At 40.7% G+C, this 13,188-nt stretch carries 16 protein-coding genes; 8 read left to right on the forward strand and 8 right to left on the reverse strand.

Annotated elements, in window-relative coordinates:
• The first annotated feature begins 52 nt into the window (after positions 1 to 52).
• From bioB to FTV28_RS02245, 4 genes are all read left to right on the forward strand, one after another.
• Positions 53 to 1,045, forward strand: a complete 993-nt coding sequence (gene bioB, locus FTV28_RS02230) for a biotin synthase BioB (protein ID WP_004971522.1) — start codon at positions 53 to 55, stop codon at positions 1,043 to 1,045.
• A gap of 60 nt (positions 1,046 to 1,105) precedes the next feature.
• Complete coding sequence (locus FTV28_RS02235; protein ID WP_131261346.1) at positions 1,106 to 1,792, forward strand: class I SAM-dependent methyltransferase; 687 nt, start codon at positions 1,106 to 1,108, stop codon at positions 1,790 to 1,792.
• 82 nt (positions 1,793 to 1,874) lie between these two features.
• Complete coding sequence (locus FTV28_RS02240; RefSeq protein WP_004971519.1) at positions 1,875 to 2,672, forward strand: thioesterase family protein; 798 nt, start codon at positions 1,875 to 1,877, stop codon at positions 2,670 to 2,672.
• Positions 2,673 to 2,776: 104 nt separating this feature from the next.
• A complete protein-coding gene (locus FTV28_RS02245) occupies positions 2,777 to 3,553 on the forward strand; it encodes a Rossmann-like and DUF2520 domain-containing protein (RefSeq protein WP_179989330.1) in 777 nt (258 codons plus the stop codon).
• A gap of 69 nt (positions 3,554 to 3,622) precedes the next feature.
• On the opposite strand, the gene trmB is transcribed toward FTV28_RS02245, so the two are convergent.
• Together trmB and FTV28_RS02255 are read right to left on the reverse strand one after the other, a co-directional pair.
• Positions 3,623 to 4,339, reverse strand: coding sequence for a tRNA (guanosine(46)-N7)-methyltransferase TrmB (gene trmB, locus FTV28_RS02250; RefSeq protein WP_004971514.1), 717 nt, complete (start codon positions 4,337 to 4,339; stop codon positions 3,623 to 3,625).
• Positions 4,340 to 4,524: 185 nt separating this feature from the next.
• Positions 4,525 to 5,976, reverse strand: coding sequence for a SulP family inorganic anion transporter (locus FTV28_RS02255; protein WP_179989331.1), 1,452 nt, complete (start codon positions 5,974 to 5,976; stop codon positions 4,525 to 4,527).
• A gap of 218 nt (positions 5,977 to 6,194) precedes the next feature.
• On the opposite strand from FTV28_RS02255, the gene FTV28_RS02260 reads away from it, so the two are divergent.
• Positions 6,195 to 6,806 carry a glutathione binding-like protein gene (locus tag FTV28_RS02260; RefSeq protein WP_096902535.1) on the forward strand — a complete coding sequence of 204 codons (612 nt, stop codon included), beginning with the start codon at positions 6,195 to 6,197 and terminating at the stop codon, positions 6,804 to 6,806.
• A 100-nt stretch (positions 6,807 to 6,906) separates the two neighbouring features.
• Here FTV28_RS02260 and FTV28_RS02265 read toward each other — a convergent pair whose 3' ends face one another.
• The 5 genes from FTV28_RS02265 to FTV28_RS02285 form a co-directional block, all read right to left on the reverse strand.
• Positions 6,907 to 7,689: a thiazole synthase gene (locus FTV28_RS02265; RefSeq protein ID WP_004971502.1), complete on the reverse strand. Its 783-nt coding sequence runs from the start codon at positions 7,687 to 7,689 to the stop codon at positions 6,907 to 6,909.
• 13 nt (positions 7,690 to 7,702) lie between these two features.
• Positions 7,703 to 7,900: a sulfur carrier protein ThiS gene (gene thiS / locus FTV28_RS02270; RefSeq protein WP_070156019.1), complete on the reverse strand. Its 198-nt coding sequence runs from the start codon at positions 7,898 to 7,900 to the stop codon at positions 7,703 to 7,705.
• Between the two features lie 42 nt (positions 7,901 to 7,942).
• Positions 7,943 to 8,308 carry a DUF423 domain-containing protein gene (locus FTV28_RS02275; RefSeq protein WP_096902534.1) on the reverse strand — a complete coding sequence of 122 codons (366 nt, stop codon included), beginning with the start codon at positions 8,306 to 8,308 and terminating at the stop codon, positions 7,943 to 7,945.
• Between the two features lie 170 nt (positions 8,309 to 8,478).
• A complete protein-coding gene (gene rpoH, locus FTV28_RS02280; RefSeq protein ID WP_004971496.1) occupies positions 8,479 to 9,348 on the reverse strand; it encodes an RNA polymerase sigma factor RpoH in 870 nt (289 codons plus the stop codon).
• Between the two features lie 165 nt (positions 9,349 to 9,513).
• On the reverse strand, positions 9,514 to 9,768 hold the full coding sequence (locus FTV28_RS02285; RefSeq protein ID WP_154320852.1) for a sulfurtransferase TusA family protein: 255 nt from the start codon (positions 9,766 to 9,768) through the stop codon (positions 9,514 to 9,516).
• Between the two features lie 477 nt (positions 9,769 to 10,245).
• Between FTV28_RS02285 and FTV28_RS02290 the strand changes: the two genes are divergently transcribed.
• The gene (locus tag FTV28_RS02290) at positions 10,246 to 10,458 is read left to right on the forward strand and encodes a cold-shock protein (RefSeq protein WP_004648643.1); all 213 of its coding nucleotides are present in this window, start codon (positions 10,246 to 10,248) and stop codon (positions 10,456 to 10,458) included.
• A gap of 110 nt (positions 10,459 to 10,568) precedes the next feature.
• The gene (gene rhlB / locus FTV28_RS02295) at positions 10,569 to 11,720 is read left to right on the forward strand and encodes an ATP-dependent RNA helicase RhlB (protein ID WP_004971493.1); all 1,152 of its coding nucleotides are present in this window, start codon (positions 10,569 to 10,571) and stop codon (positions 11,718 to 11,720) included.
• 109 nt (positions 11,721 to 11,829) lie between these two features.
• Here the strand turns inward: rhlB and FTV28_RS02300 are convergent, their stop codons facing one another.
• Positions 11,830 to 12,207, reverse strand: a complete 378-nt coding sequence (locus FTV28_RS02300; RefSeq protein WP_004971490.1) for a hypothetical protein — start codon at positions 12,205 to 12,207, stop codon at positions 11,830 to 11,832.
• A 380-nt stretch (positions 12,208 to 12,587) separates the two neighbouring features.
• On the opposite strand from FTV28_RS02300, the gene FTV28_RS02305 reads away from it, so the two are divergent.
• The gene (locus FTV28_RS02305) at positions 12,588 to 13,163 is read left to right on the forward strand and encodes a nitroreductase (RefSeq protein WP_179989332.1); all 576 of its coding nucleotides are present in this window, start codon (positions 12,588 to 12,590) and stop codon (positions 13,161 to 13,163) included.
• Positions 13,164 to 13,188 lie beyond the last annotated feature (25 nt).

Here is a 13,188-nt window from a genome sequence, read left to right on the forward strand (position 1 = left end):
TAAAAGATGGCACAAGTTTAAGCATGATGCGTGATAATCAAGGATGAAAATAATGACCGTACGCAATGATTGGACTCGAGAAGAAATTCAGCAGTTATATGAACAGCCTTTTCTGGATTTAGTCTTTGAAGCACAGCGTGTGCATCGCCAACATTTTGCTGCCAATACCGTACAAGTCAGTACCTTATTGTCTATTAAAACAGGCAAATGCCCTGAAGATTGCAAATATTGCTCGCAGTCTGCGCATTATGATTCACAGCTTGAAGCTGAAAAACGTATTGCAGTGGATAAAGTCATTCAAGAAGCTAAAGAAGCCTTAGCATCAGGTTCTTCACGTTTTTGTATGGGCGCTGCTTGGCGTAATCCGCATGAACGCGATATGCCCTATGTTCTGGAAATGGTGCGTGAAGTCAAAGCTCTGGGCTTAGAAACTTGCATGACTTTAGGGATGTTAAACCAATCGCAGGCAGAACGCTTAAAAGATGCAGGCTTAGATTATTACAACCATAACCTAGACACATCGCGTGAGTATTATCCTAATGTGATTAGTACCCGCTGTTTTGATGATCGCTTAAACACTTTGGATATTGTGCGTCAAACAGGTATGAAAGTATGTAGTGGCGGTATTGTCGGTTTAGGTGAAGATACCCAAGACCGTATTGGTTTATTACATGAATTAGCGACTTTACCGTTACATCCTGAATCTGTGCCGATCAATATGTTAGTTCCGATTGAAGGTACACCATTGGCTGAAGTAGAAAAACTGGATGTGATTGAGTGGATTCGTACCATTGCAGTTGCACGTATTATCATGCCAAACAGCTATATTCGTTTATCTGCAGGGCGTGAATCATTATCTGATTCAGATCAGGCGTTGGCATTTATGGCAGGTGCGAACTCGTTATTCTCAGGTGAAAAGCTTTTGACCACACCAAACGCAGGCGAAGGCAAAGACAAACAATTGTTCCAAAAATTAGGCTTAGTGCCTGAACGTGCCAAGCCAACCGTTTCGGAATTGTCGGTAGATGCAATGGCTGTGGCTTAAGCAGATCTTGAAAAAGACTCAGATATTTAATGTCAGTAAATTAAAGAAGAATCATGTGATATGGCAAAAGATTTTCACAGTGCAACTGTGGTTGCAGGCTATGACAGTCATATTCGGAAACTCATTCCCGGATATGAATTGGTACATCAACACATCAATGCAATTTTAAGTAGTCATTTGCCCGAAACAGCACAAGTTTTAGTGGTGGGGTGTGGCACAGGCTATGAGTTGCAGTATTTACTGCAGCAACATCCACAGTGGCAATTTACGGCCATCGACCCATCTTTAAGCATGTTACAGCAGGCAGAAAAAAACATTCAGTCTGTGGCAGGGCATGAGCGAGTACGTTTTATACAGGCAGATACCCACCAATTTGCCCAACAAGCGCAGGTTGAAAATTTGCAGTTTGATGCGGCATTGGCGATTTTGGTGGCGCATTTTGTGCCAGTCGCAGAAAAAACATTATTTTTTCAAGATATTTACCAAACATTAAAACCTACAGCGATTTTATTAAGCTATGATCTGATGCAGCAGACTGAAAATATAGAACTGCGCTGGATGCAGAATTTGGCTTTGGATTGTGGTTTAACTACGACTCAAGCGGAAAAAATGCTTGCACGACTGGCCGATGATTTTCATTTAATTACGGCAGATGCGCAGGCAGCATTGCTTACTCAAGTGGGTTTTCGTCAGTGTAAAACATATTGTCAACTTATGAATTATTATGGTTTTTTTGCAGAGAAATAGTTGATCAATAACATTATTTAGTCAGTAATCTTTGTAGTAAAAGTATCCGCACAAGAAAAGTTAGATCAGGGAAAGAGACAAAATGTCAGCATATTACACTTTACTCAAACGTGAACAACATGCCGATGGTGGCTGTACTGCGCACTATCGTTGCAACATTCATGCACAAGGCGCGTGGAATCCGCATGAACAACACATGGCACCTGCAACGGGTATTTTGTGTGCAGAACTTGAGCAATTTATGCCGCGTGATGATATGCGAATTGGTCGGGTCGGTTTAGATATTTTTGGCTTAATTGCCTTTGGTGAATTTAGTATCACCACCCGTATGATTCGACCGGGTAAAACCATTGAGCTGATTGAAGCGGAAATGTGTGCTGAAGGAAAAACCTGTATTGTGGCGCGTGCATGGAAAATGAAAACCTCAGATACACGCGCAATTGCAGGATTGGAAGATTTACCGATAGAAAACCCTGAATATTTGCCCGATTGGGATGGCATGCGTTGTTGGCCGGGCGGCTATATTCAAAGCATTGAAACCCGTGCGCATTTAGATCGTCGTGCAGGTAAGGGCATCGTTTGGTTAAGAAACCAATTGGATATGGTTGAAAATCAAAACACATCCAGTTTTGTGCGTTTATTGGGGATGGTGGATACCGCCAATGGCGTAGTGCCACGCTTAGACCCGAATGCGGGCTGGGGTTTTCCAAATTTAGATTTGCAAATGCATTTACACCGTTTACCGCAAGGCGAATGGCTAGGCTTGGAAGTAACACAACAATATGGTGAAGATGGTATTGGCTTAACGAGTGCAGTTTTGCATGATACTCAAGGGCCATTTGGACGTAGTGAGCAGATTTTAACTTTGCGTCAATTCTAAATCTATTCAATATCAAACAAAAAACATCAGGACGAATTGCTTCGTCCTTTTTTTATTGGCATGCTGTGTGCAGATTATTTCATCTTATTTTATCTGAAAATATTATGCGAATTAGTTTGATTGGTGCAGGGCGCGTTGCACATCATTTGGCTTATGTTTTAAACGCACAGCATCAAATTGTGCAAATTTATAGCCGTAGTCTGGACAAGGCGCAGCATTTGGCTGCGCAGGTTGGCGCAGAAGCGATTGCTGAAGTAGAAAAACTTCATTCAGATCTAGATTTAGTGATTATTGCAGTGAGTGATCAGGGCATTGCACAGGTGATTCAGGAAGTTCATCGTGATTTAAATCATGTGTTGATTGTGCATACCTCAGGCAGTACTAAATTAGATGTATTGCAACAGCATCATGTACGTTCAGGGGTATTTTATCCCTTGCAAACCTTTAGTTTAGAGCGTGAAATTGATTGGTCAGAAACGCCTTTATTTATAGAAGCTGCATTTGCTGAAGATCAGCAGCTTTTAATGACTTTGGCAAATAGCCTAAGCAAAAGGGTTTATGCCTATACTTCAGCACAGCGTTTGAGTTTGCATTTGGCTGCGGTATTTGCCTGTAATTTTAGTAATTATTGTTATGACATGGCCAAGCAAGTGGTCGATGCTCAGAAAGTAGATTTCAGTCTGCTGTATCCTCTTATTTTGGAAACTGCGCATAAAGCGACCCAGAATGATCCGCGTCAAATGCAAACAGGGCCTGCTATGCGGGGTGATCACAATATTTTAAAAATGCATCAGGACTTATTGGTAGCAGGGCAGCAACATGCACTTGCCGAAGTTTATGCGCTAATGAGCCAACAGATTTTAACGCGGCATCAATCTTAGTCATTTGATACGATAACACGAGTTCAAATAAAAAATGCTTCCTTGTGGAAGCATTTTTTCTAGCAGAAATTAGTTAATTTTCTTGAAGATAAAATCATTAATCTTATGACCTGCTTCAATTCCGCGGCGTTCAAACTTGGTTTGTGGACGCCATTCAGGGCGAGGGTAGCTATTGCCTTTACCCGCCAAGTTTTCTAAACGTGGACGGTTGTCCAATACATCCAGCATCCATTCTGCATACGGTTCCCAGTCGGTTGCTGCATGGAACGTACCACCTAACACTAATTTTTGCTCTACCAATTCCATGCGTTCATGAGCAACAAAACGGCGTTTGAAGTGACGTTTTTTCTGCCATGGGTCTGGGAAATATAACTGCACCGTATCAATGCTATTGTCTGGCATTTCACGCAGTACTTGAATTGCATCGGCATCTAAGACACGTAAGTTGCTTAAACCTGCTGTACCTGCTTCATAAACGCACTGTGCAATCCCTGGAATATGGACTTCAATCCCGACAAAGTTACGTTCAGGATTGGCCTGCGCCATAAGTACCAAAGAACGCCCCATCCCAAAACCAATTTCTACTGTAAGCGGGCGTTCAGGGTGTTCAAAATGTTGACGTAAATCGCCAACAGGATATTCCAAAATTAAGTCGCCGTATTGTTCCAAGGCGCTACGTTGTGACGTATTCAATGGTGAAGAACGGCGCATGAACGTTACAATTTCACGATGCTCGTTGAGGTTGTCCAGCTCGACAACGTGCTGGTCTAATTGATCGTTCGACATAATTTTGGCAAATCTAATAAATTCGAATGCGGTATTTTAAGTCCTGAGCCATTGAAGTCAAATTTTTTCGCTCTTTTTCGCAGCGCCGTGCAAGATTGCGATACATCTGCATCTTTTGAGCATAAAAAATGCCGAATCATTAAGATTCAGCATTTAACATCATCAACGGTATTTTAATACAATAATTACGAATGGGTACTGTATTGATCAATTAAGGTATGACTGGCCTCATTCAATCCAATAATATGCACTTTAATTTGTTGGGCTTTAAATTTGTTCACCACGCTATTCAGCATATTTACAGAGGTAATATCCCAAATATGCGCATGCGTTAAGTCGATGGTGACATTGCTAATATCTTCTGAAAAATCAAAAAACTGATAAAACTTTTCTGAACTGCCAAAGAAAATTTGTCCAGAAATCACATATTGGCGGGTATGTTCGCCCAATAAAAATGAGCTGACTTTAACTTCACTTTCCAGTTTATTCACCAAAAATAAAGCAGAAAGCAGTACGCCAACAAAAACACCCAAAGCAAGGTTATGGGTAGCTAACACCACAATCACCACAGCTAACATGACTATATTGCTTTGTTTCGGATGCTTTTTAAAATTACGGATGGAATCCCAGTTAAAAGTCGTGAATGACACCATAATCATAATCGCAACCAAGGCTGCTATAGGAATATATGCCAACCAATCTTTGAGAAAAACCACCAAGCACAGCAAAAATACGCCTGCTGTAAGTGTAGATAGCCGTGTACGCGCCCCAGAACTGACGTTGATAATAGATTGCCCAATCATGGCACAGCCTGCCATACCGCCCATAAAGCCACTCACAATATTGGCATAACCCTGACCACGACATTCCTGATGCCGATCTGCTTCTGTGCCTGTGGCTTCATTGACAATCGTAGTGGTCATCATGGTTTCGAGTAAACCGACTGTGGCTAAGGTCATGGCATAAGGAAAAATAATAAATAAAGTTTCAAAATTCAGTGGAATGTCAGGCACTAGAAAAATAGGCAGCGTGTCGGGAAATTGTCCCAAATCGCTTACGGTACGCATATCTGCACCAAGTAATAAGGCAACCATACTCAGCATAATAATGCAGACCAAAGGCGAGGGAATGCTTTTACCAATTTTAGGAATGTATGGAAACAGATAGACCACCGCCAAACCTAATCCTACAAATAAATAGCCTAAGCTATCCATTTGCGATAATTCAGGCAGTTGCGCCACAAAAATTAAAATCGCTAAAGCATTTACAAAGCCATAAACCACCGATTGCGAAACAAAACGCATCAGTTTGGCAACTTTAAAATAACCTGCCACAACCTGAATCAGCCCTGTGAGTACTGTTGCAGCCAATAAATATTGCAAACCATGTTCTTTGACGAGGGTAATCATCAGTAATGCCATAGCGCCTGTCGCGGCAGAAATCATGGCAGTACGCCCACCAAAAAAAGCAATCGTGACCGCAATACAGAACGATGCATATAAGCCGACTTGCGGATCGACGCCTGCTATAGCCGCAAAGGCAATTGATTCAGGAATTAATGCCAAACCCACCACTAAACCTGCCAAAACATCGGTGCGGATATTGGAAAACCATTCTTCTTTTTTCAGGCTAATCACAATCTCAATTTCATGAAACTTTAAAGGGCTGTATGTTAAAACATCTAGAGATAAAAAAGCAGGCAAAACAGACTTGAAAAAGCCTGTCTTTTGCAGGATAGTCAAAGCGTAAGGGCTTTTTAAGACATTTACGCTTTTTTGCAATTTATAGGTTCAATCACTTGCAAGTTTGTGACAAGCGATTTACAACATAGATAGTTATATAACAAGGATCAAATATGAAGCTTTATTATTCACCTGGCGCATGCTCTTTGGCAGCACATATTATTTTAAATGAAGTGAATGTCGATTTTGATATTGAGCGTGTAGATTTAAAAACCCATAAAACAGAAAAGGGTGCCGATTATTATGAAATTAACCCTAAAGGTTATGTACCTGCTTTAGAAATTAACCCAGGTTTAATTTTGACGGAAAACGTAGCGCTATTGCCATTTTTAGCGCAGCAAGACCCTAAACAGGATTTAATTCCGCCATCTGGTTTAGGTCGTGCTAAAGTTTTGGAATGGTTGGGTTATTTAAACTCTGAATTACATGACGCTTACGCAGTATTTTTTGGCGCGCCTTTAGATGCAGAAGCCAAAGAAAAAGCCTATGCAGAAATTGATCGTTTGTTGACTTATATTGATCAAGCGATTGCATCATCAGACCATGAATATTTGGTGGATGATAACTTTGGTCCAGCCGATGCGTATTTGTTTGTTATCACTAATTGGTCAAACTATATTGAGCATGATTTAACTCCGTATAGCCATGTGGTTGAAATCCGTAATAAAGTTGCTGCGCGTCAGTCGGTACAAATTGCTATGCGTGATGAAGGCTTGATTCCTTAATCGGCTTTTATTTGCCCAAATCGCATAATAAAAAAAGACGTTGAGTTAACACTTAACGTCTTTTTATTTGTGCTGTCGGACTTGGAAAAGACCCTAATGATTATTTAAAGAAATAACCCGTTTCAGGTGAGCTGGCATTCGCCATACGCTTACGTGGCATACGTCCTGCCAAATAAGCTTCACGTCCTGCTTCTACTGCTTTACGCATCGCAGATGCCATTAGCACTGGGTTTTGTGCTGCTGCAATTGCAGTATTCATCAGCACACCATCGCAACCTAATTCCATTGCAATCGCAGCATCACTGGCAGTACCCACACCTGCATCTACCAATACAGGTACTTTGGCATTTTCTTTAATAATCGAAATGGTATGCGGGTTAAGAATACCTAAGCCTGAACCAATTAAACTACCTAATGGCATAATTGCCACGCAGCCCATACTTTCCAATTCTTGCGCCACAATCGGGTCATCGGAAGTGTAGACCATGATCTCAAAACCATCGTCAATTAGCGTGCGTGCAGCTTTTAAAGTTTCGGTGATATTTGGGTAAAGGGTTTTTTCATCGCCCAAAACTTCCAGTTTGACAAGGTTGTGACCATCTAGCAATTCACGCGCCAGCATGCAGGTGCGCACGGCACTGTTGGCATCAAAACATCCTGCTGTATTTGGCAAAATGGTGTATTTTTCTGGTGGAATCACGGAAAGTAAGTTTGGCTGATCTGGATGTTGCCCAATGTTTACACGACGAATGGCAACCGTGACAATTTCTGCGCCACTGGCTTGAATCGCCAAATCTGTTTCGGTTAAATCTTTATATTTGCCCGTACCCACCAATAAACGTGAATTAAAGGTACGTGAACCGATTTTAAAGGTATCTTGCATGGGTGCTCCGAGTTTAGCCGCCACCAACGGCATGAATAATTTCAATGCGGTCTTGATCGCAAATAGGGGTTTCGGCAAGTTTACTTTTGGCAATAATTTTTTCGTTTTGCTCCACAGCAAAACGTTTGCCTTCTAAATCTAATGCCTGAATCAGTTGTAACAGGGTCGTGTGAGAGGTCTGTTGTGCTTCGCCATTCAGATAAATTTGCATGACCGAGAATCCATCTTCAAAATTACAAAATACAATTGAGCTTTATTTGGCATATTTCATGGCTTGCCATGCTAAGGTCAGCCAACCAGCAATCATGAGCGCACCACCAATTGGGGTAATCATGCCCAAACCGCGTACAATGTCCAATGCCATGATATACAGTGAACCGCAGAAAAATAAAATACCCAGTTGAATCAGAATAAAACTGGCTTTAATAGGAAGTTGTGGAATTACTTTGGCCAATATGCCCAATGCTAAAAGTCCAAGGGCATGATAGAAAAAATAATCTGTTGCAGTTTGCCACCAAAGCAATTGCGCTTCAGTTGCACGGGCCTTTAAGCCATGTGCACCAAATGCACCGAGCATGACTGCTATAGCTAAATTCAGGGCAGAAATTGCAATCCACATACGCAAATTGACCTATTTAATTTTGCGCTTAACCTTAGCACATTTTTAGGGGCGGGAAAATCTGAGATTTGCCTGCCTGTATGTAGCTGTACCAATTAAAGACAATAAAAAAGGGCAGTTTGCCCAATTTTATTTTTCGATGTGTCTGCATCAATTTGGAGAATGTCAGTTTAGTTTGATGACATTGCCACTTTAATTTTTTCCATGGCATTTTTTTCGAGCTGACGAATACGTTCTGCCGAAACATTATATTCTGCTGCCAATTCATGCAGGGTCGATTTATCATCATCTAACCAGCGACGCTGCAAAATATTACGTGAACGATCATCCAACTGCTCCATAGCTTCATGTAGGGCAGAAGTGCTTTGTTCTTCGTAGTCTTCGTTTTCGACTAAACGTGCAGGGTCGTAACGGTTATCTTCCAAATACAATGCAGGTGCAACATAAGTTGAACCTTCATCGTCATCATCGCCTTGTGCTTCAAAAGCCGCATCATAAGCGGTTAAACGACCTTCCATTTCCAAGACTTGTTCTGCAGTCACATTTAAGTCATTGGCAATAGATTGTGCTTCTTCGAGCGTCAGTTTTTTGCTAGATTTTTTGAGGCTACGCAAATTAAAGAACAATTTACGCTGCGCCTTGGTGGTGGCAATTTTAACAATACGCCAGTTACGAATCACATATTCGTGAATTTCAGCTTTAATCCAGTGCACGGCAAATGACACCAAACGCACGCCCATATTCGGGTCAAAGCGTTTCACGGCTTTCATTAAGCCCAAGTTGCCTTCCTGAATTAAATCGCCCTGCGGTAAACCATAGCCCGCATAACTTCGTGCAATATGCACCACAAAACGTAAATGCGACATGACCAACATTTTGGCCGCGTCTAAATCTTGATCGTAATAATAACGCTCGGCTAACTCTTTTTCTTGTTCAGCCGTTAAAATAGGAATTTGGTTAACAGTACTAATATAAGCCCCGAGGTTTACCCCTGGTGCAGATAATGACAGGGGCATCAACTGATTGCTGCTGTCACTCATGAGATCTCCTTATAGGATTAGGTAGGTAAAATAACCGATGTCTTTATCTTAATGCCAATATTCTACTTAAATAAGTAAAATTGGTGTAGATATGTAAATCTTTATAGCAATAAGCGGCGAATATTAAGTCATTAAAACAAATGAACAATCAAACAGATACGCTTATTACGATGCTTTTGGCTTGGCAACATCAATCACATAATGAAACTCTGTTGCCGAAATCTGACTTGCTTCACAGCTATATTGATGTAACTGACAATAACGCGCCACATCTTGCTGGCTGTGCGGATCAGATGACTTCAATAAAAACCGTGCAGAATCTGAATGTTTAAGGGCACGTTTCAGCATCAATAAAGGCATAGGACAAGGTTGTCCCATGGCATCAATCACTATGATAGGTTGTTCAGCATCACACAGCATTGAAGTAAAAATTCGCCTTAAAAAACAGAATGATCATACTAGCAAATTCGCTCACAAATCCCAAATAAATTTCATCTGAAGCATCGGGGCTATTCATTGCGCGGCTTACTGCGCATAAGGGCAAGAGAATTGGCTTATTTTGCGAGATATTTGCAATAAAATTTATAGATCAAAATTGTGCTAAGTCACTTAACAGAAATAAAAATTTTCTATTTGTTCAACTCGTTTCAAACTGAACAAGATAAATCAAAAAAAATCTATTAATTGTCATAAAGCCGTGTTAAGCTCGATGCGTATTTAGGATTTTAGATAGACAATCGTTGTTTGTCGCCCTATTACAAATGGATGTAACCGGGATTTTGTTAATAGTTATACAGAATGATTACAAGCTTAGAAATAAAAATATTTTTAAACTTTGTTTGCTCTGCTGTTTGCAACACCGGGTGGTCCTTCTTTTTAATCAATGAGGATTAACTTATGACAGCTCGTGAACAAGGCGTAGTTAAATGGTTCAACGACACTAAAGGCTTTGGCTTTATCCAACGCAATGGCGGCGACGATGTATTCGTTCACTTCCGTGCGATCCAAGGTGACGGCCACCGTTCACTTCGTGACGGCCAACGTGTTGAATTCAGCGTAGTAAAAGGCCAAAAAGGCTTCCAAGCTGAAGAAGTACAGCCACTAGACTAATCACTCGATTATTCTAAAAAAACGCTCCAATCCTGATTGGGGCGTTTTTTATTTGTATTTCTGTTTATAATAGGTCAGTTTTTTGTCTGTATAAGTTCGAGCACATATTTATGTCATCTGGTTTTGAAACCTTAAATTTACATCCGCAATTGAAACAGGCTATTGATGCTTTGGGTTTCAAGGAAATGACGCCAATTCAGCAAAAGGTTTTAAAATTTACTTTGGCTGGACATGATGCCATTGGTCGTGCGCAAACAGGTACAGGAAAAACTGCTGCCTTTTTAATTAGTGTCATCAACGATTTATTGAATAACCCAATTCAAGGGCAGCGTTATCGTGGTGAACCACGTGCATTGGTTTTAGCGCCTACGCGTGAATTGGCTTTGCAAATCGAAAGTGATGCAAAAGACTTAACCAAATTTACCGACTTAAATGTGGTGACTTTGTTGGGTGGTGTAGATTTTGATAAGCAAAAGTCACAACTCAATAAAAACTTTGTCGATATTATTGTTGCGACACCAGGGCGCTTGATTGATTTTGTAGAACAAAAAGAAGTTTGGCTAGATCAGATTGAGTTTTTAGTGATTGATGAAGCAGACCGCTTGCTGGATATGGGCTTTATTCCATCGGTAAAACGTATTGTGCGTTATTCACCGCGTAAGGAACAGCGTCAGACGTTAATGTTCTCGGCAACTTTTAGTTATGATGTGTTGAACTTGGCTCAACAGTGGTTATTTGAACCTGTTACAGTCGAAATTGAACCTGAAAAGAAAACCAATGCCGATGTTGAGCAACGGGTATATATGGTTGCCAAAACCGATAAATACAAATTGCTTGAAGAAATTTTACGTGATGAGCCGATTGAAAAAGTCATGATTTTTGCCAATCGGCGTGATCAGGTGCGTAAGCTTTATGATCATTTAAAGCGTGATGGCTATAAAGTGGTGATGTTGTCAGGTGAAATTGCCCAAGACAAACGCTTAAAAATGCTGGATCAGTTTAAAAATGGCAAACATAACATCATGATTGCAACAGACGTTGCAGGGCGTGGTATTCATGTCGATGGTGTTTCGCATGTGGTGAATTTCACTTTGCCTGAACAGTCAGATGATTATGTGCACCGTATTGGTCGTACAGGTCGTGCAGGTACACGTGGTGTGAGTATTAGCTTCTTGTCGGAAGATGATGCGTTCTATTTACCAGAAATTGAAAAAGCCATTGGTCAAAAATTGCCATTAACACGTTTAGATGGTTATTGCTAATTACTCATTTAAGCTATTTTTTAGTTTAAATCCTGCTGTTCTTAGTTTAAAAGTCGCTCTCAGTGGAGCGACTTTTTTGTATTTGCTTCTTATGTCGTGCTGTAATAATTTACTTTGCCTGACATCTAAAGGTCAGCACAGTTTGATAATCATCATCACGGGCAATATCAGTATTACGTCCCGCAATTGTACCTAAAACAGTTGCTGCCGCCTGAATCATTTGTCCCGTTTGCTCATCGACTACACCTTTGAGTGCGCCGTTATAAGATGTTTTTTCATCAACCAAGACTGGAGCGGCACGAGTACCACAGGTTTTATTGGCAGCTGTAATTGCATTATTTTTGGCAATAATATTACTTTTACCTAAACCTGTGACTTCATATAGGTTGTTTTCTTTTTGAATGGCAAGAGAATTATTTGGCGTGGTGGCACATGCGGTTAAAAGTGCAAAAACGGCAAGGCTAGAAAAGGCGACTATTTTTTTCATATCTACCTCGGGGCTAAAACGCTGTAGCGCGTATTGTTTGTTGATGATATTTCAATTCAAATGTGTAGAGATTGAAAATAACAATTTGATCTAGTTGAACATAATCTGGATGGTTTTAGATGTAGACACTGTATAGGCTGTGTTGATAATTCGTCATTCATTTATACACATCAAACCCAATCCATAATGTATTTTCATGCTCTTAAACTATAGATGAATGCGTCAAAGCATCATTGTTTAGATGTGCTGAGCAGGTTCATCTTAAAAGTGCAGACATATAGACCCTAATCAGAATCTTGCAAATAAGCATACGGAAATAGCGCAATTTTTTGAGTTTATGCTAATCTTAACCGAGCTTTTTGAAATAGTTATATAAGTCAATGACGGATACAGCGGTAGAAATCGTTCATCAAAATATTCATCAACGTCAGTCTACGGGGCAGTTAGTTGAACCTGCACCAAATACTGAGCAGCTAGAAATGGCTTTTCAGGCAGCTTTAACCGCACCAGATCATCATCGTTTAAAACCTACGCGCTTTGTGGTGATTACTGCCGAGCAACGTGCAGCATTTGGTGAGTTACTTTCTCAAGCCTTGGCAGATATGGGCGAAACCGATGCGGTTCAGTTGGAGCGAGTGAAACAGCATCCATTTCGTGCGCCACTTTTAGTGTTGGCGTTAACGCAATTTCAGGATCATTCAAAAGTGCCACGTTTTGAGCAGACTTTAAGTACAGGCGCTGCGGTACAGAACTTTTTACTGTCTTTGCAGGCGCAGGGCTTTGCCAGTATGTGGCGTAGTGGGGCAGTCGTTGAGTCGAACTTGCTGAAACAAGCTTTAAACTTAAATGCAGATGATTTAATTTCAGGCATTATTTATGTGGGAACAGCAGCCAAAGCCATTCCTGCCCGCACTGAGTTGAATACGCAAGCTTATGTTCGTTATTGGAACGCATAAGTCTTTATTTTTTAGGATATAACAA

Source organism: Acinetobacter sp. YH12252, from assembly GCF_013417365.1.
GTDB classification, from domain to species: Bacteria; Pseudomonadota; Gammaproteobacteria; order Pseudomonadales; family Moraxellaceae; genus Acinetobacter; species Acinetobacter towneri.

Bases quoted from the DNA above. Each gene is read 5' to 3' on its own strand.
- FTV28_RS02260 (WP_096902535.1), top strand. From the start codon at position 6,195: ATGAAGCTTTATTATTCACCTGGCGCATGCTCTTTGGCAGCACATATT.
- FTV28_RS02245 (WP_179989330.1), top strand. From the start codon at position 2,777: ATGCGAATTAGTTTGATTGGTGCAGGGCGCGTTGCACATCATTTGGCT.
- FTV28_RS02240 (WP_004971519.1), top strand. From the start codon at position 1,875: ATGTCAGCATATTACACTTTACTCAAACGTGAACAACATGCCGATGGT.
- FTV28_RS02305 (WP_179989332.1), top strand. From the start codon at position 12,588: ATGACGGATACAGCGGTAGAAATCGTTCATCAAAATATTCATCAACGT.
- FTV28_RS02290 (WP_004648643.1), top strand. From the start codon at position 10,246: ATGACAGCTCGTGAACAAGGCGTAGTTAAATGGTTCAACGACACTAAA.
- FTV28_RS02285 (WP_154320852.1), bottom strand. From the start codon at position 9,768: ATGCTGTGTGATGCTGAACAACCTATCATAGTGATTGATGCCATGGGA.
- bioB (WP_004971522.1), top strand. From the start codon at position 53: ATGACCGTACGCAATGATTGGACTCGAGAAGAAATTCAGCAGTTATAT.
- FTV28_RS02265 (WP_004971502.1), bottom strand. From the start codon at position 7,689: ATGCAAGATACCTTTAAAATCGGTTCACGTACCTTTAATTCACGTTTA.
- rhlB (WP_004971493.1), top strand. From the start codon at position 10,569: ATGTCATCTGGTTTTGAAACCTTAAATTTACATCCGCAATTGAAACAG.
- FTV28_RS02235 (WP_131261346.1), top strand. From the start codon at position 1,106: ATGGCAAAAGATTTTCACAGTGCAACTGTGGTTGCAGGCTATGACAGT.
- trmB (WP_004971514.1), bottom strand. From the start codon at position 4,339: ATGTCGAACGATCAATTAGACCAGCACGTTGTCGAGCTGGACAACCTC.
- FTV28_RS02300 (WP_004971490.1), bottom strand. From the start codon at position 12,207: ATGAAAAAAATAGTCGCCTTTTCTAGCCTTGCCGTTTTTGCACTTTTA.
- FTV28_RS02275 (WP_096902534.1), bottom strand. From the start codon at position 8,308: ATGTGGATTGCAATTTCTGCCCTGAATTTAGCTATAGCAGTCATGCTC.
- thiS (WP_070156019.1), bottom strand. From the start codon at position 7,900: ATGCAAATTTATCTGAATGGCGAAGCACAACAGACCTCTCACACGACC.
- rpoH (WP_004971496.1), bottom strand. From the start codon at position 9,348: ATGAGTGACAGCAGCAATCAGTTGATGCCCCTGTCATTATCTGCACCA.